Source organism: Streptomyces sp. ISL-10 (assembly GCF_018614575.1).
Classification (GTDB): domain Bacteria; phylum Actinomycetota; class Actinomycetes; order Streptomycetales; family Streptomycetaceae; genus Streptomyces.
This window is the reverse complement of sequence record NZ_JAGGOJ010000028.1, coordinates 64,268-78,967: the sequence shown is the minus strand read 5'-3', so window position 1 is coordinate 78,967 and position 14,700 is coordinate 64,268. Positions and strand designations below refer to the sequence as shown.

Sequence of the window (14,700 nt, the reverse complement as noted above, 5' to 3'; positions counted from 1 at the left end):
CTGGCCTACCCGGCGTCGGACTCCGGGCCGTCGGGCGCCGAGTGGCCGGACACCGAGCCCTCGACCGGCGTGCCGTGGAATCGGCGGATGCGGTGCTCGGCGAGATCGGCCGCCGCGCGGCCGTCGGCCTCCCGCACCAGCCGCAGCGGCTCGGTGTGTGCGGCGTCGAGATCGGCTGCCGCGCGGCCCACCGGACGCCAAGAAATATGTCACCCGAGGTCAATGGTCCGACCGGTCGTGCCCCGGTTGTCCGACGCCCCGGACGGGGAAGGGCCGCGGACCCCACGAGGTCCGCGGCCCGACAGGTGGCGCGGCGCGTCAGGACGACGTCGGCAGGCCCGTGGGCAGCCCGCCCGGGTGCTCGCCGGCGGCGCTCTTCTTCAGCGTGTCCTTCTTGCCCGCGTCCCAGGAGATGACCAGCGTGGTGCCGTCGTTGGACTCGACCGAGCCCAGCGTGCGGTCGGTGTTCCCGTCCGCGCACTTCAGCGACAGCATCATCGTGCCCGTGTCCTTCACTTCGCCGGTGCACGCGTGGCCGTCGGCGAGCAGCGCGGCCTTGCCCTGCTTGACGGACAGCGCGAGGGGCTTGCCGTCGCTCGTGCCCGTCCAGGTGCCCTCGACGTCACGGGGCCTGCCCTCGGCGGAGCCGCCGGAGCCGCCGGTGTCCGCGGCCTCGGTGGGTGCGGTGGACGCCTTGTCGCCGCCGGTGTCGGCACCGTCGTTGCTGCCGCAGCCCGTCAGGGCGAGGACGGCGACGACACCCGCCACGGCGGCCGGCATGCGTACGAGCTTGAGCACGGATCTGTCCCCCTGCGGCCACGGACCAACGCGTCCGCGGACCTGGTTGGTTGCAAGACCGCGCCAAGCTACCAGGACGACTTGCGCACGCCGGGGAGGAACCCGGCGTGGGCCTGCTCACGCACCCGGACCCGGGACAGCCCGAACTTCCGCAGGTGACCCCGCGGCCGGCCGTCGACGCTGTCGCGGTTGCGCAGCCGGGTCGCGCTGGCGTCCCGGGGCTGACGCCGCAATTCGGCTTGTGCGGCGGCGCGTTCGGCGTCGGTGGTCGACTGCCTGCGGATGATCTCCTTCAGCTCCGCGCGGCGTTCGGCGTACCGCTCGACGACGTTCCTGCGGTGATCGTTGCGAGCGATCTTGCTCTTCTTCGCCATCAGACCTTCACTCCCCGGGCCCGGATACGGGCCACGGCGGCCTCGATGCCGATGGTGTCGACGGTCTTCACGGCGCGGGCGCTGAGCGTGAGCCGCACATGGCGGCCCTCGCTCGCCAACCAGTAGCGCTTGCGCTGGATGTTGGGGTCGAAGCGGCGGGACGTACGCCGGTGGGAGTGGGAGATCCGGTTGCCGAAGCCGGGCTTCGACCCGGTCAGCATGCAATGGGCGGACATGGGTGATGCACCTCTCGTCAGACGAGTTTGGTAATGGAAACCATTTCCATATACTAGCGCCATGGCTCGCAACGAACTCCGCCCGGTCATCAAGCTCCGCTCCACCGCGGGCACCGGCTACACCTACGTCACCCGCAAGAACCGCCGTAACGACCCCGACCGCCTGACCCTGCGCAAGTACGACCCGGTCGCGGGCCGGCACGTCGACTTCCGAGAGGAGCGCTGAGCGCGATGAAGCCCGGCATCCACCCCCGCTACGAGCCCGTCGTCTTCCGTGACAAGGTCGCGAACTTCGCGATCCTGACGCGCTCCACCGCCACCAGCGACAAGACGATCGACTGGGAGGACGGCAAGACGTACCCCGTCATCGACGTCGAGATCTCCTCGGCGAGCCACCCCTTCTACACGGGCCAGGCGCGCGTCCTCGACACCGCCGGACGCGTCGAGCGCTTCGAGCGCCGCTACGGCCTGCGCGAGGCCCGCTGATGCTGCCCGTGGCGATCGTCGCCGGGCTGCACGCCGACGCCCGCCGGGCGACCGTGGAGCGGCTGCTCTCGACGGTGTCCGGCAGCGTCGCGCTGCACCACGACCTGTCCACCGCGGAGCGGGGCACCGTGGTGCGCACGGTCCGCGACGCCTTCCGCGTTCGCGACACCGGCGAGACGCCGCTGGTCAACGACTGCGCCTGCTGCGCGCTGCGCGAGGACCTCGTGCCCGAGCTGGTGCGGCTCGCCGACGACGGGGCGACGAGCCTCGCGGTCGTCGAGCTGTGGGACTCCGTGGAGCCCAAGGCGATGGCCGAGGTCGTCGCCGCGCACAGCGGCGAACGCCTCTCGGTCACCTCGGTGATGTGTGCCGTCGACCCGGCGCTGCTCCTGCCGTACCTCGGCAACGGCGACGACCTCGCCGAGGCCGGGCTCGCCGCGGCCGCGACGGACCGGCGCACGATCGCCGACACCTGGGCGCGGCAGTTGGAGTACGCGCCGGTGCTCGCCGTCGTGGACAGCGAGGACGCCGACGAGGAGGACCGCGCGCTGCTGAGCCAACTGCATCCGACCGCCCGGCACATCCCCGTCGGATCCGACCAGCTGGCCGTGGCGGCCGTGGCCGGTTTCGACGTCGAGGCCGCCGCCGCCGCCCAGCACCCGGCCTGTGCGCTGCTGCCGCAGGACGCGGACGACTGCGGGGTGAGCACCTACGTCTGGCACCGCGCACGCCCCTTCCACCCCGGGCGGCTGTACGCGGCGCTGGAGGACCTCACCTGCGCGGCAGCCCGAAGCCGCGGCCGCTTCTGGCTGGCCGACCGGCCCGACACCCTGCTGGCCTGGGATGCGGCGGGCGGCGCGCTGTGCGTGGAGAGCGCGGGCCCCTGGCTCGCGTCGCTGCCGGACGCCGCCTGGGAGATGGTGCCACCGGTGCGCCGGGCCGCCGCGGCGCTGGACTGGCACCCCGAGCACGGGGACTGCTGCCAGCACCTGGTCTTCACCTCACCAGGCCTGGACCGCGACGGCCTGGAAACCCTCCTCGAATCCTGTCTGCTGACCGACGCCGAGTACGCCGCGGGCCGTGAGGCCTGGAAGCGGCTGCCGCCCGCCTTCGACTCCCTCCTGGAGGTCTGACAATGTCGCCCCGCCGCTCCGACGCGCGCAAGCCCCTGAAGCCCCGCCCGAACCCGCTGGACCAGGCGGGCATCACCTACATCGACTACAAGGACACCGACCTGCTGCGGAAGTTCATCTCCGACCGGGGCAAGATCCGCAGCCGCCGGGTGACCCGGGTGAGTGCCCAACAGCAGCGTCTGCTGGCCCGTGCGATCAAGAACGCCCGGGAGATGGCCCTGCTGCCGTATTCCTCCGTGCGCTGAATTCCGGCGTGCCGGGCAGGCGTCGCGCCGCGAGGCAGGGAACCTGTAGTCGCGACACCACACCTTGTGCACGTGCATCTGCCAGTGCATCCGTCCACGCATCGGCACATGAAACACAGCTATGATCCCGGGTAGTTGACACCTGCACCTTGCATCCCGGGAGCGACCTGTGCACCACGTGTACAACGGCATGGCGGCCACGGAGCTTCAGGGAGTCGTCTGGCAGAAGAGCAGACACAGCAACTCCCAGGGGTCATGCGTGGAGTTCGCCAAGCTGCCCGGCGGTGATGTGGCGATGCGCAATTCACGGCATCCGGACGGCCCCGCACTTGTGTACACGCCGGCGGAGATCGAAGCGTTGCTTCTGGGGGTCAAGGACGGGGAATTCGACCACCTGGTGGCATGAGTTCCCTAGGTCATGAGTCGGGGCGGGCCGGCCCCCGATCCGGCCCGCCCTCGTGAGGTCAGCCCAGGCGGAACAGCGCCCAGACGACCTTGCCGCGCAGCGATCCGGCGAGCGGGTGCCAGCCCCAGCCGTCGCTGAAGGAATCGACGAGAAGCAGACCGCGCCCGGACTCCGCCGAGAAATCCTCCTCGGACTCCCGTGCCGTGGGCCCGTCATGGCTGGGGTCGCGCACCGCGCACACCAGCCGGCTCGTCCAGCGCATCAGGTGCAGCCGCACCGGCGGCTCCTTGGCGCTCCCGCACGGCGCCGCATCGGAGGGCAGCGCGTGCCGCAGGGCATTGGTGACGAGTTCGGAGACGACCAGGGCGACATCGTCGAAGCGGTGGTTCAGCTCCCACTGGCCGAGCGTCGACCGCGTGAACTGGCGTGCGCCGCGCACCGCTTCGTAGCGGGCGGGCAAAGCGCAGGAGACGGAGCTGGAGACGGCCGAGGGATCGATCGGCGGAAGGCCCTGCCTTAACGGCTCGAGCATGGTCGATCCATTCGTCCCCATGCGAGGCACTCCCGGGAATCGCGGCTGTGACGCTACAACACGAACGAGCACGCAGGTGCGCGAGGACCATGGTTCCCAATGCGCAGGGCAGATGCAAGGGCAAATGCACGTGCACGCGCCGGACCTGTCCCGCCCCGTGCCGGTTCTTGCTCATTTCTTCCGGGCATCCTTTACGTATCTCGTGCGGTCGGTCGAACGTGGTCTTCTCGTTTGCGTAACCGGACGAGTACGGGCTGAAGCATTTTGGTGGCAGAATCCGGCTCTTGGGTTCGGGGGGACCCCTCGTGGAGGATCGGCCTTCGCGAAATGGTGCAGAGATGGGGAGGGTTGGTCGTGGCGGCAGGCGAGGCGGCAGGGTCATGGGGTTTCCCCGGCGGTGACGGTCCGGGCGGAGGCTCGGTGGTGCGGCGCATCCTGTTGGGATCACAGCTCAGGAGGCTCAGGGAGTCCCGCGGCATCACCCGCGAGGCGGCCGGATATTCCATCCGCGCGTCCGAATCCAAGATCAGCCGCATGGAGTTGGGCAGGGTGAGCTTCAAGGCGCGGGACGTCGAGGACCTGCTCACCCTCTACGGGGTCGCCGATGACGCCGAGCGCCGGTCCCTCCTCGGCCTGGCCAAGGAGGCGAACGTCGCCGGCTGGTGGCACAGCTTCGGCGATGTGCTGCCCGGCTGGTTCCAGACGTACGTCGGACTGGAAGGCGCCGCCTCCCTCATCCGTATCTACGAGGTGCAGTTCGTGCACGGACTGCTGCAGACGGAGTCGTACGCGCACGCCGTCGTCACCCGCGGCATGCCCGACGCCCCCGCGGCGGAGATCGACCGCCGCGTGGCCCTGCGCCTGGAACGGCAGAAGGCCCTCGTCTCCGAGCACGCCCCGCAGCTGCACGTGGTGCTCGACGAGGCGGCGCTGCGCCGGCCGTACGGCGACCGGGCGGTGATGCAGGCGCAGCTGAAGCATCTGATCGAAGTGGGTGAGCAGCCGAACATCACGCTGCAGGTCATGCCGTTCAGCTTCGGCGGTCACGCGGGCGAGAGCGGGGCGTTCACGATGCTGCGCTTCCCCGAGTCGGACCTCTCCGACATCGTCTACCTGGAGCAGCTGACCAGCGCGCTCTATCTGGACAAGCGCGAGGAAGTGGCCCAGTACGAGCGGGTGATGCGGCGGCTGGAGGAGGACAGTCCGGATGCCGCCGAGACCCGTGACCTTCTTCGAGGTCTCCTCCAACTCACCTGAAACACACGTACGATGACGTCACATCAGACTCGGCACATCTGACTTCTGTGCTTCCGTCGGCCACCGCCGCGTATGCCTCTGGAGCGATCACATGTCCTTCTTCGATGAACTGGCACTTCAGTACATAGACGGCGAATGGAGGCCGGGCAGCGGCTCCTGGGACATCATCGACTTCAACCCGTTCGACGGCGAGAAGCTGGCGTCCGTAACGGTGGCCACCGCGGCCGAGGTCGACCAGGCGTACCGCGCCGCCGAGCGCGCGCAGGGAGCCTGGGCCGAGACCAATCCGTACACCCGCCGGCTGGTCTTCGAGCGCGCCCTGCGGATCATCGAGGACCGCGAGCAGGAGATCACCGAGGCGATCATCGCCGAGCTCGGCGGCACGCGCCTGAAGGCCGGGTTCGAGCTCCACCTCGCCAAGGAGTTCCTGCGCGAGGCGATCCAGCTCGCGCTGCGCCCCGAGGGCCGCATCCTGCCCTCCCCGGTCGACGGCAAGGAGAACAGGGTCTACCGCCTCCCGATCGGTGTCGTCGGTGTCATCAGCCCGTTCAACTTCCCGTTCCTGCTCTCGCTGAAGTCGGTCGCCCCGGCGCTCGCCCTCGGCAACGCCGTGGTCCTCAAGCCGCACCAGAACACACCGATCTGCGGCGGCTCCCTGGTCGCCAAGGTCTTCGAGGACGCGGGCCTGCCCGCCGGCCTGCTGAACGTGGTGATCACCGACATCGCCGAGATCGGCGACGCGCTGCTGGAGCACCCCGTCCCCAAGGCCATCTCCTTCACCGGCTCCGACAAGGTGGGCCGTCATGTCGCCACGGTCTGCGCCGCCAACTTCAAACACGCCATCCTCGAACTGGGCGGCAACAGCGCGCTGATCGTCCTCGACGACGCCGACATCGACTACGCGGTCGACGCGGCGGTCTTCAGCCGCTACGTGCACCAGGGCCAGGTCTGCATGGCGGCCAACCGCATCCTGGTCGACCGCTCGGTGGAGAAGGAGTTCACCGAGAAGTTCGTCGCCAAGGTGCGGACGTTGAAGGTCGGCGACCCGGCCGACCCGTCCACCCACATCGGCCCGCTGATCAACTCCTCGCAGGCCGACGCGGTCACCTCGCTCGTCGAGCAGACGGTCGGGGCGGGCGCGACCGCGCTGCTGCACGGCACGGCGGACGGCAACCTGGTCGCGCCCTCGGTCCTCACCGACCTGCCGGACGACTCGCCCGTCCTCACCCAGGAGATCTTCGGCCCGGTCGCCCTGATCATCCCCTTCGACGGCGAGGACGAGGCGGTACGGATCGCCAACGACACCCCGTACGGCCTGAGCGGGGCTGTGCACACGGGGAACATCGAGCGGGGCGTGCGGCTGGCGAAGCGGGTCGACACGGGAATGATCCACATCAACGACGGCACGGTGCACGACGAGCCGATCGTGCCCTTCGGCGGTGAGAAGCACTCGGGCGTCGGGCGGCTGAACGGCGACTCGATGCTGGACGCGTTCACGACCCAGAAGTGGATCTCGGTGCAGCACGGCCGCTCGCGCTTCCCCTTCTGACGCTGCCCCGCGTCCCGTTCCGACATCTACCCCGGCGCCGCGAGCCCTTGAGGACAGAAGTCGTCCGCAAGGGCCCGTAGCGTGCGGGGTGGTGGGAGGCGGCGGACAGGTCGCCCCCAGAGCCCGGAAGGCGGACATCATGGTCACTCACGTTCCCGCGGAAGCCCCCGGCGACGAGCGAGGCGCGCTGCTCTCCTTCGTGGAGGAGCAGCGGGGCGGAATCCGCCGCGCGGTGCTCGGACTGACCGAGGAGCAGGCCGCTTCCCGGCCGACCGTCAGCGAGCTGTCGCTGTCCGGTCTGATCAAGCACGTCGCCGAGGTGGAGCTGCAATGGCTCCGGCTGGCGCAGCAGCAGCCCAATCCGAAGCAGCGCACCCGGGGCACCTGGGCGGAGGGCTTCCGCCTGGCCGGTGACGAGACGGTCCCCGGCATGCTGGAGTTCTGGGCCTCGGTGGCGAAGGAGACGGAGGCGTTCATCCGATCCGTGCCCAGCCTGGACGACACCTTCCCGCTGCCGCCCGCGCCCTGGTTCCCCAAGGACGGCGAGGTCTCCATGCGCTGGATGCTGCTGCACCTGATCCGCGAGACCGCCCGGCACGCCGGCCACGCCGACATCATCCGCGAGTCCCTGGACGGGAAGGGCGCCTTCGACCTGGTGGCCCTGGAGCAGGGCGGCGGCGCCTGAAGCCCCACCCGCGTACCCTAGTCAAAGTTGAGTAGGAGGTACGCGGATGTCCGTGATCCGGCTTCTGGTCCTGGGGGCCGTGCGCCAGCACGGGCGGGCGCACGGCTACCAGGTCCGCAACGACCTGGAATATTGGGGCGCGCACGAGTGGTCGAACGCCAAGCCCGGCTCGATCTACCACGCGCTCAAGCAGATGGCGAAGCAGCAACTGCTGCACGCCCACGAGACGGCGCCGTCGACCGCGGGCGGCCCGCCGCGCACCGAGTACGAGATCACCGACCAGGGCACGCGGGAGTATTTCGCCCTCCTTCGCGAGTCCCTGACCGCCTACGACCAGAAGCCGGACGTGCTCTCCGCGGCCCTCGGCTTCATCGTGGACCTGCCGCGCGCCGAGGCGGTGGAACTGCTCCGGCAGCGGGTGCGGAGCATCGAGGCGTGGCGGTCGTCGGTCACGGACTACTACACCCCCGAGGAGGGGCCCCAGTCCCTCGGCCACATCGGCGAGATCATGAACCTGTGGGTGACGCAGGCCGACTCCGGCGCCCAGTGGACGCGGGGACTGATCGAGCGGATCGAGGCCGGCGCGTACACGTTCGCGGGGGAGGGCGCCCCGTTCGTCGGCGTCCTCGGCGAGGGCGAGGAGAACCCGTACGCCACCGGTGAACCCCATGCGGGGGACGACCGGTAGCCGTCAGTGGTGGAAGGCCGTCGCCGCCGCCGTGTCCCTGCTCAGCGGGTGCGGCTGGTCCCGCAGCTCCGGCAGCAGCAGGCGCAGGTCGTCCAGCAGCAGCGCCGCCAGGTCCGCCGAGAAGCCGTTGCGGCACACCACCCGCAGCACCGACAGGTCCTCCCGGTTGGCGGGGAAGGTGTACGCGGGCACCAGCCAGCCCCGCTCACGCAGTCGCCGCGAGACGTCGAACACGTCGAAGCGCGTGACGTCCGGCGCCGTCGTGAACGCGAACACGGGCAACTGGTCGCCCTGGGTGAGGAGCCTGAAGTCGCCCAGCTCCCCGATCTGCCCCGCGAGCCCCCGCGCGACGTCCCGCGCCGCCTGCTGCACGGCCCGGTAGCCCTCCCGCCCCAGCCGCAGGAACGTGTAGTACTGCGCCACCACCTGGGCTCCTGGCCGGGAGAAGTTCAGCGCGAAGGTCGGCATGTCCCCGCCCAGATAGTTGACCCGGAAGACCAGCTCCTCGGGCAGCTCGGCCGGCGAGCGCCACAGCGCCCAGCCGACCCCGGGGTAGACCAGCCCGTACTTGTGCCCGGACGTGTTGACCGACGACACCCGCGGCAGCCGGAAGTCCCAGACCAGATCCTCGTCGAGGAACGGCGCCACCATCGCACCGGACGCGCCGTCGACATGGACGGGGATGTCGAGGCCCGTGCGTTCCTGGAGCGCGTCCAGTGCGGCGCACACCTCGGCCACCGGCTCGTAGGAGCCGTCGAAGGTCGAGCCGAGGACGGCGACGACGCCGATGGTGTTCTCGTCGCACAGGTCCGCCGCTGCCTGCGGGTCGAGGTGGAACCGGTCGCCCTCCATCGGCACCAGGCGCGCTTCCACCTCCCAGAACGTGCAGAACTTCTCCCAGCACACCTGGACATTGACGCCCATCACCAGATTGGGCCGGGCGCTCGCGGGATAGCGGTCCGCGTTCCGCTTCCCCCAGCGCCGCTTGAGCGCCATCCCCGCGAGCATGCACGCCTCGCTCGACCCGGTCGTCGAGCACCCCACGGCCGCGGCCGGGTCCGGTGCGTGCCACAGGTCCGCGAGCATCGCCACGCAGCGGCGCTCCAGCTCCGCGGTGCGCGGGTACTCGTCCTTGTCGATCATGTTCTTGTCCCGGCACTCTCCCATCAGGATCCCTGCCTGTGGCTCCATCCAGGTGGTGACGAAGGTGGCCAGATTGAGCCGGGCGTTCCCGTCGAGCATCAGCTCGTCGTGCACGAGCTGGTACGCGGTGGAGGGCGGCAACGGGCCGTCCGGGAGGCGGTGCGTGGGCGGTGCCGACGTCATGCCGCCGACGGGGTCCGCCTCGCCGAAGAACGGGTTGAGCGACAGCCGGCGCCGCTCCGCTCCACCGTCACCGGTCGCGCCCTGATGAAGTGCCATGGGACTCAGGCTCACCCGGGCTTGCACCTCACGCAACGTGAGGCAGCAGCCTGGGACGCGTCACGGAACGAAGGAGCGGAAGGCCATGAGCTACTCCGTGGGACAGGTCGCCGGTTTCGCCGGCGTCACGGTGCGCACTCTGCACCACTACGACGAGATCGGGCTGCTCAGCCCGGGCGGGCGCAGCCACGCGGGCCACCGGCGGTACGACGACGCCGACCTGGACCGGCTGCAGCAGATCCTGTTCTACCGGGAGCTCGGCTTCCCGCTCGACGAGGTGGCGGCACTTCTTGACGACCCGAATGCGGACCCGCAGGCCCACCTGCGGCGGCAGCACGAGCTGCTGACCGCCCGGATCACCAGGCTCAAGGAGATGGCCGCCGCCGTGGAGCGAGCCATGGAGGCAAGGAAGATGGGTATCGATCTCACGCCCGAGGAGAAGTTCGAGGTCTTCGGCGACTTCGACCCCGACCAGTACCAGGAGGAGGTCGAGGAGCGCTGGGGCGGCACGGACGCGTACGCGGAGTCGCAGCGGCGCAGCGCCTCGTACACCAAGGAGGACTGGCTGCGGATCCAGCGCGAGTCCGACGAGATCACGCGGCGGTTCGTCGCGCTGATGGAGGCGGGCGCGGCGGCGGACTCCGAGGAGGCGATGGACGTCGCGGAGGAGCACCGCCGGTGGATCTCCCGCAACCACTACGAGTGCACGTACGAGATCCACACGTGCCTCGGTGAGATGTACGTCGCGGACGAGCGCTTCACCCACAACATCGACAAGGCGAAGCCGGGCCTGGCCGTGTACGAACGCCAGGCGATCCTCGCGAACGCGGCCCGTCAGGCCTGAGACCGGGGCGGTGTCCGCCCGGCGGCCTGTCTGCGGGCCTGATGCCCGGTGGGTGGCCGCCCGCCGCGGCCGACAGGACGGACCCGGCGCGCCCTTCACTCGACCGGCCCGCGTGCCTGACAGGACCCCGCCGGGCGGCTCGACCGCCCGGCGGGGTCCGCCTGACACCGGGCGCGCGGGCAGCCCGGCACGCCGGGGCAACCTGGCTGTCGGGACGCCGGGGCGACAGCCGGCTCCCGGCCGCCCGCACGCGGCGGCCAACCTGGCCCCGCTCGCCTGGTACTGGGCCGCCGACCGCCCGGCACGCCTGAGCTTCCTGCCGCCGGCCTGCCCGCACGATCAGCCGGGCCAACGTGGCCCGCGGCCCCGACGCCTGGCGGCGGGCGGATACCGGCCCCCCTGGCGGCGGGGCGGATATCGGGCCGCAGTCCGCCCGGCCGCTCCGCCTGACCCCGCCCCGCGGGTCGCCCCCGCGGGGCGACAAATCGGGCCTGGAGGCAGCCCGGCGCCCGACGCCCGGCGCGCCCGACAGCGGACTGCCAACCCGCGGCGGTCTGACGACGGGTTGTCGGCCGTCCTGCGGGCCGAGATCGGGACGCCGACCGCGACACACGGGCCGACAGCCGGCTCCCGGCCGCCCGGAACGGCCGGGCACCGGGACGCCGACCGTCACGCGGGCCGGCTCCGGGGTGTCGGCCGTCACAGCAGCCGTCAGCCGTCGGCCATGTGTCCCCGGCCGGGCTTTGTCCCGGCCCGGGCACAGTGCATCCTGAGCAGGCCGTGGAACGCGGCGGCGGGCCGGTCCGTTGATAGCTTTGGGCCGACCTCGCACGCCGCCGCGTACCGGCGCATCGCCCGACTACCGACTCAGGAGCCCGGACCTCGTGAACACCCTTGCGCTCGGACCGAGCTGGCTCGACCCGGACTACCTGATCACCACCTTCGGGCTGATCGGTGTGCTCGTCATCGTCTTCGCCGAGTCCGGCCTGCTGATCGGCTTCTTCCTGCCGGGCGACTCGCTGCTGTTCACCACGGGCCTACTGGTGACCGCGGACAAGATCGATATGCCGCTGTGGCTGGTCTGCACGCTGATCGTGCTCGCTGCCGTCATCGGCGACCAGGTCGGCTACCTCTTCGGCCGCAAGGTCGGCCCGGCCCTCTTCAAGCGTCCGGACTCCAAGCTCTTCAAGCAGGAGAACGTGGAGAAGGCCCACGACTTCTTCGAGAAGTACGGCCCCAAGTCGCTGGTCCTGGCCCGCTTCGTGCCCATCGTGCGTACGTTCACGCCGATCATCGCCGGTGTGAGCCGGATGAACTACCGCTCGTTCGTCACCTTCAACATCATCGGCGGTGTGCTGTGGGGCGCGGGCGTCACGCTGCTCGGCGCCGCACTCGGCAAGGTCGAGTTCGTCCACAAGAACATCGAGGCGATCCTGATCCTGATCGTCCTGATCTCGGTGGTGCCGATCGCCGTCGAGTTCCTGCGCGCCCGCTCCAAGAACAAGAAGGAGGCGGCCGCCGCCCCCGACACCGAGGTGTCGCCGGGCTCGCGCGGCCGCCACGCCAAGCGCTGACCCGACGCGGGAAGGGGCTGTCCGGCTGCCAGGCCCGGACAGCCCCTCCTTGTCGAAGGCGGTTGTACGCAGCGTCCAGCGTCCTGTGTGCGCAGCGCCCTGCGCGGCGTCGTACGCGCAGTCCCGGCCGTCAGAAGCCGCGCGTCCGCTTGGCCGCGCGCCGCCCCCCGGGCGCCTCCGCGCCCGGCACACCCACAGCTCCCGGCACCCGCAGGAACAGCCGGGAGATCTCGGCGCCCAGGTTCACCCCGATCGCGATGGCCAGCGCCAGCGCCGCCGCCTTGCTGAGCGAGGTGAGACCGATGTTCAGGTCGCCCCTGGCGATCGACAGCAGCCCGAAGTACGTGGCGCTGCCCGGCAGCAGCGGCCCGATCGCGGCCGTCACATATGGCAGGGCGGACGCGAACCGGTAGCGGGAGAGCATCTGGCCGAACAGGCCCACCAGCCCCGCGGCGGCGGCCGTCGCCGCGACCGGCGAGGCGTCGGCGGTGTCGGCAAGCGCCCCGTAGAGGACCCAGGCGACGCCGCCGTTGAGGGTCACCAGCCACACCGTGCTGCGTTCCTGTTGGAGCAGTACGGCGAAGCACAGGGACAGCGCCATCGCGGCCAGCGTCTGCACCGCCGGCCGCTCCACGGTGTGGATGGCCGTCTCGGGCTGGAGCCCGGCATCCAGCGCGAAGCCGAGGTACAGCACGCTCAGCACGCCGACGACGATGCCGACCACCAGGTAGCCGACCTCCAGCAGACGGGCGGCGGCCGTGATGTAGAAGCCGGTGAGACCGTCCTGCACCCCGGCGACGAGCGCCCGCCCCGGGATCAGCGCGAACAGGCCACCGGTGATCACCGCCGACGCCCGTACGTCCAGCGGGGACAGCGTGAGCGCCACGCCCACCGCGGCGGGCGGCATCGCGGCCGCCACGAACTGGTAGAACTCCGGGAGCCCGCGCCCAGCCGCCAGCCAGGCCAGCCGGTCGCCGAGCATCGCGCTGACCGCGGCCGCGAGGAACACCACGGCGTCACCGCCCACCAGCACCGACGCCGAACCGGCCAGCAGGCCGCCGGCCAGAGTGAGTGCCCAGCCCGGGTAGGGGTGCCGGTTCCGGCGGATCTCCGCGAGGCGCCGGTACGCCTCCTCCAGCGTCACGTCCGACTCGTCGACGCTGATGTCGTGGACCAGCCGGTAGACCGCGGCGAGCCGGGTGTAGTCGGTGCCCCGCCGCCGGACGGTGCGGTTGGCCGTCACCGGGTCGTCGACGAGGGACGGCTGATAGGTGATCGACAGCAGCGTGAAGGTGACGGTCGGCTCGCAGCGGTCCAGACCGTACGAGCGCGAGATGGCGAACATCGCCGCCTCGACGTCCTCGGCGCCCTCGCCGCCCGCGAGCAGCAGCTCGCCGATACGCAGCGTCAGGTCGAGCACGCGGGGCACGGCGGGGCCGGCCTCGTCCTGCCGGTGCGCGGTCTCCGGCACCGGCCGCTCGCCCACGGGCATGCGCAGCATGGCCCGCATACGGTCCTGCCAGGGAGCGTCCTTGGTGACCCGTACGACGGGGACACCGTGCGCCGGGGTGAAGGCGGGCGGGGAGTTCCTGGCGCTGTAGGTGCTCGGCGGGGCGAACGCCGACCCCTCCGGCTCCGGCGGCGGCTCGGGCGCCAGCCCGTCCGGAACGGCGAACTCCGAACTCGGGTGGTCCTCTTCGGGCGCCTCCGGCTGCTCCACGCCCGCGGGCGGAGCGAAGGCGCTGTGCGCCTCGTCGGACTGAGGCTTCCGGTCTTCCGGACCCTCGGGCTCCGCCATAACTCGCTGTCCTCGCTCCCACTCCCTGGCCCTGTGTCCGGCCCTTCTGCCCAGTATGGGCACGGTTATGGGGTGCTACGTACGCGACGCGGGCGGGACACCCAGGGTGTCCCGCCCGCGTCAGGGGTATGTCAAGCGGCGTCAGTGCGCGCCGCCCTGCGCCTCCAGGCGCTTGAAGGAGGCCTCGATCTCCGCCTCGGCCTCGGCGCGGCCGACCCAGTTGGCGCCCTCGACGGACTTGCCGGGCTCCAGGTCCTTGTAGACCTCGAAGAAGTGCTGGATCTCCAGGCGGTCGAACTCGGACACGTGGTGGATGTCGCGCAGGTGCTCCACCCGCGGGTCGGACGCCGGCACGCACAGCAGCTTGTCGTCGCCGCCCGCCTCGTCCGTCATGCGGAACATGCCGATGGCGCGGCACTTGATCAGGCAGCCCGGGAAGGTCGGCTCGTCAAGAATGACCAGCGCGTCCAGCGGGTCGCCGTCCTCGCCGAGGGTGTTCTCGACGAAGCCGTAGTCCGCCGGGTAGCTGGTCGAGGTGAAGAGTCGACGGTCCAGGCGGATCCGACCGGTCTCGTGGTCCACCTCGTACTTGTTCCGCGAACCCTTCGGGATCTCGATGGTGACGTCGAACTCCACGGGTGGCTCCTCCATGATCAAGACATAGCAAGACGTG

Annotated in this window: 19 protein-coding genes; 11 read left to right on the top strand and 8 right to left on the bottom strand. The window is 70.8% G+C overall.

The features are described 5' to 3' along the window. Positions 1 to 5: 5 nt before the first annotated feature. The 4 genes from J7E88_RS28075 to rpmB all read right to left on the bottom strand — a co-directional run bounded on the left by J7E88_RS28075 (position 6) and on the right by rpmB (position 1,408). The gene (locus tag J7E88_RS28075) at positions 6 to 191 is read right to left on the bottom strand and encodes a hypothetical protein (protein ID WP_215185957.1); all 186 of its coding nucleotides are present in this window, start codon (positions 189 to 191) and stop codon (positions 6 to 8) included. A gap of 127 nt (positions 192 to 318) precedes the next feature. Beyond that, complete coding sequence (locus J7E88_RS28070; protein ID WP_215185955.1) at positions 319 to 798, bottom strand: hypothetical protein; 480 nt, start codon at positions 796 to 798, stop codon at positions 319 to 321. Between the two features lie 68 nt (positions 799 to 866). Further along, positions 867 to 1,172 carry a 30S ribosomal protein S14 gene (gene rpsN / locus J7E88_RS28065; RefSeq protein ID WP_215185953.1) on the bottom strand — a complete coding sequence of 102 codons (306 nt, stop codon included), beginning with the start codon at positions 1,170 to 1,172 and terminating at the stop codon, positions 867 to 869. Further along, on the bottom strand, positions 1,172 to 1,408 hold the full coding sequence (gene rpmB / locus J7E88_RS28060; RefSeq protein WP_215185951.1) for a 50S ribosomal protein L28: 237 nt from the start codon (positions 1,406 to 1,408) through the stop codon (positions 1,172 to 1,174). The genes rpsN and rpmB overlap by 1 nt, the downstream gene beginning before the upstream one ends. 61 nt (positions 1,409 to 1,469) lie before the next feature. Here rpmB and rpmG point away from each other — a divergent pair, with 61 nt between their 5' ends. The 5 genes from rpmG (at position 1,470) to J7E88_RS28035 (ending at position 3,678) form a co-directional block, all read left to right on the top strand. Next, the gene (gene rpmG / locus J7E88_RS28055; RefSeq protein ID WP_030361075.1) at positions 1,470 to 1,634 is read left to right on the top strand and encodes a 50S ribosomal protein L33; all 165 of its coding nucleotides are present in this window, start codon (positions 1,470 to 1,472) and stop codon (positions 1,632 to 1,634) included. A gap of 5 nt (positions 1,635 to 1,639) precedes the next feature. Continuing rightward, a complete protein-coding gene (locus J7E88_RS28050; protein ID WP_215185949.1) occupies positions 1,640 to 1,894 on the top strand; it encodes a type B 50S ribosomal protein L31 in 255 nt (84 codons plus the stop codon). Continuing rightward, on the top strand, positions 1,894 to 3,027 hold the full coding sequence (locus J7E88_RS28045; RefSeq protein ID WP_215185947.1) for a GTP-binding protein: 1,134 nt from the start codon (positions 1,894 to 1,896) through the stop codon (positions 3,025 to 3,027). Before J7E88_RS28050 ends, J7E88_RS28045 begins: the two co-directional genes overlap by 1 nt. A gap of 2 nt (positions 3,028 to 3,029) precedes the next feature. Continuing rightward, positions 3,030 to 3,272: a 30S ribosomal protein S18 gene (gene rpsR / locus J7E88_RS28040; protein WP_215185945.1), complete on the top strand. Its 243-nt coding sequence runs from the start codon at positions 3,030 to 3,032 to the stop codon at positions 3,270 to 3,272. Positions 3,273 to 3,441: 169 nt separating this feature from the next. Next, complete coding sequence (locus tag J7E88_RS28035) at positions 3,442 to 3,678, top strand: DUF397 domain-containing protein (protein WP_215185943.1); 237 nt, start codon at positions 3,442 to 3,444, stop codon at positions 3,676 to 3,678. 58 nt (positions 3,679 to 3,736) lie between these two features. Here J7E88_RS28035 and J7E88_RS28030 read toward each other — a convergent pair whose 3' ends face one another. Next, positions 3,737 to 4,231 (bottom strand): ATP-binding protein, encoded by a 495-nt coding sequence (locus J7E88_RS28030; RefSeq protein WP_215185941.1) that lies wholly within the window; start codon positions 4,229 to 4,231, stop codon positions 3,737 to 3,739. 333 nt (positions 4,232 to 4,564) lie between these two features. Here J7E88_RS28030 and J7E88_RS28025 point away from each other — a divergent pair, with 333 nt between their 5' ends. The 4 genes from J7E88_RS28025 to J7E88_RS28010 all read left to right on the top strand — a co-directional run bounded on the left by J7E88_RS28025 (position 4,565) and on the right by J7E88_RS28010 (position 8,389). Continuing rightward, positions 4,565 to 5,467, top strand: a complete 903-nt coding sequence (locus tag J7E88_RS28025) for a helix-turn-helix transcriptional regulator (protein WP_215185939.1) — start codon at positions 4,565 to 4,567, stop codon at positions 5,465 to 5,467. A 91-nt stretch (positions 5,468 to 5,558) separates the two neighbouring features. Further along, positions 5,559 to 7,016: an aldehyde dehydrogenase family protein gene (locus J7E88_RS28020; RefSeq protein WP_215185937.1), complete on the top strand. Its 1,458-nt coding sequence runs from the start codon at positions 5,559 to 5,561 to the stop codon at positions 7,014 to 7,016. 139 nt (positions 7,017 to 7,155) lie between these two features. Next, positions 7,156 to 7,701 carry a DinB family protein gene (locus tag J7E88_RS28015; protein ID WP_215185935.1) on the top strand — a complete coding sequence of 182 codons (546 nt, stop codon included), beginning with the start codon at positions 7,156 to 7,158 and terminating at the stop codon, positions 7,699 to 7,701. 46 nt (positions 7,702 to 7,747) lie between these two features. Next, on the top strand, positions 7,748 to 8,389 hold the full coding sequence (locus J7E88_RS28010) for a PadR family transcriptional regulator (RefSeq protein WP_215185933.1): 642 nt from the start codon (positions 7,748 to 7,750) through the stop codon (positions 8,387 to 8,389). 3 nt (positions 8,390 to 8,392) lie between these two features. On the opposite strand, the gene J7E88_RS28005 is transcribed toward J7E88_RS28010, so the two are convergent. Continuing rightward, complete coding sequence (locus J7E88_RS28005; protein ID WP_215185931.1) at positions 8,393 to 9,811, bottom strand: glutamate decarboxylase; 1,419 nt, start codon at positions 9,809 to 9,811, stop codon at positions 8,393 to 8,395. An 85-nt stretch (positions 9,812 to 9,896) separates the two neighbouring features. Here J7E88_RS28005 and J7E88_RS28000 point away from each other — a divergent pair, with 85 nt between their 5' ends. Both J7E88_RS28000 and J7E88_RS27995 read left to right on the top strand, forming a co-directional pair. Then, positions 9,897 to 10,655, top strand: a complete 759-nt coding sequence (locus J7E88_RS28000; RefSeq protein WP_215185930.1) for a MerR family transcriptional regulator — start codon at positions 9,897 to 9,899, stop codon at positions 10,653 to 10,655. 884 nt (positions 10,656 to 11,539) lie between these two features. Beyond that, entirely contained in the window at positions 11,540 to 12,229 is a 690-nt protein-coding gene (locus J7E88_RS27995; RefSeq protein ID WP_215185928.1) for a DedA family protein, read from the top strand. 130 nt (positions 12,230 to 12,359) lie between these two features. Here J7E88_RS27995 and J7E88_RS27990 read toward each other — a convergent pair whose 3' ends face one another. Together J7E88_RS27990 and J7E88_RS27985 are read right to left on the bottom strand one after the other, a co-directional pair. Continuing rightward, positions 12,360 to 14,027: a threonine/serine exporter ThrE family protein gene (locus tag J7E88_RS27990; RefSeq protein ID WP_215185926.1), complete on the bottom strand. Its 1,668-nt coding sequence runs from the start codon at positions 14,025 to 14,027 to the stop codon at positions 12,360 to 12,362. Between the two features lie 141 nt (positions 14,028 to 14,168). Further along, positions 14,169 to 14,663 carry an inorganic diphosphatase gene (locus J7E88_RS27985; protein WP_017949744.1) on the bottom strand — a complete coding sequence of 165 codons (495 nt, stop codon included), beginning with the start codon at positions 14,661 to 14,663 and terminating at the stop codon, positions 14,169 to 14,171. Positions 14,664 to 14,700 lie beyond the last annotated feature (37 nt).

Bases quoted from the DNA above. Each gene is read 5' to 3' on its own strand.
- J7E88_RS28005 (WP_215185931.1), bottom strand. From the start codon at position 9,811: ATGGCACTTCATCAGGGCGCGACCGGTGACGGTGGAGCGGAGCGGCGC.
- J7E88_RS27990 (WP_215185926.1), bottom strand. From the start codon at position 14,027: ATGGCGGAGCCCGAGGGTCCGGAAGACCGGAAGCCTCAGTCCGACGAG.
- rpsN (WP_215185953.1), bottom strand. From the start codon at position 1,172: ATGGCGAAGAAGAGCAAGATCGCTCGCAACGATCACCGCAGGAACGTC.
- rpmG (WP_030361075.1), top strand. From the start codon at position 1,470: ATGGCTCGCAACGAACTCCGCCCGGTCATCAAGCTCCGCTCCACCGCG.
- J7E88_RS28030 (WP_215185941.1), bottom strand. From the start codon at position 4,231: ATGGGGACGAATGGATCGACCATGCTCGAGCCGTTAAGGCAGGGCCTT.
- J7E88_RS28050 (WP_215185949.1), top strand. From the start codon at position 1,640: ATGAAGCCCGGCATCCACCCCCGCTACGAGCCCGTCGTCTTCCGTGAC.
- rpsR (WP_215185945.1), top strand. From the start codon at position 3,030: ATGTCGCCCCGCCGCTCCGACGCGCGCAAGCCCCTGAAGCCCCGCCCG.
- J7E88_RS28045 (WP_215185947.1), top strand. From the start codon at position 1,894: ATGCTGCCCGTGGCGATCGTCGCCGGGCTGCACGCCGACGCCCGCCGG.
- J7E88_RS28010 (WP_215185933.1), top strand. From the start codon at position 7,748: ATGTCCGTGATCCGGCTTCTGGTCCTGGGGGCCGTGCGCCAGCACGGG.
- J7E88_RS28015 (WP_215185935.1), top strand. From the start codon at position 7,156: ATGGTCACTCACGTTCCCGCGGAAGCCCCCGGCGACGAGCGAGGCGCG.
- rpmB (WP_215185951.1), bottom strand. From the start codon at position 1,408: ATGTCCGCCCATTGCATGCTGACCGGGTCGAAGCCCGGCTTCGGCAAC.
- J7E88_RS28000 (WP_215185930.1), top strand. From the start codon at position 9,897: ATGAGCTACTCCGTGGGACAGGTCGCCGGTTTCGCCGGCGTCACGGTG.
- J7E88_RS28020 (WP_215185937.1), top strand. From the start codon at position 5,559: ATGTCCTTCTTCGATGAACTGGCACTTCAGTACATAGACGGCGAATGG.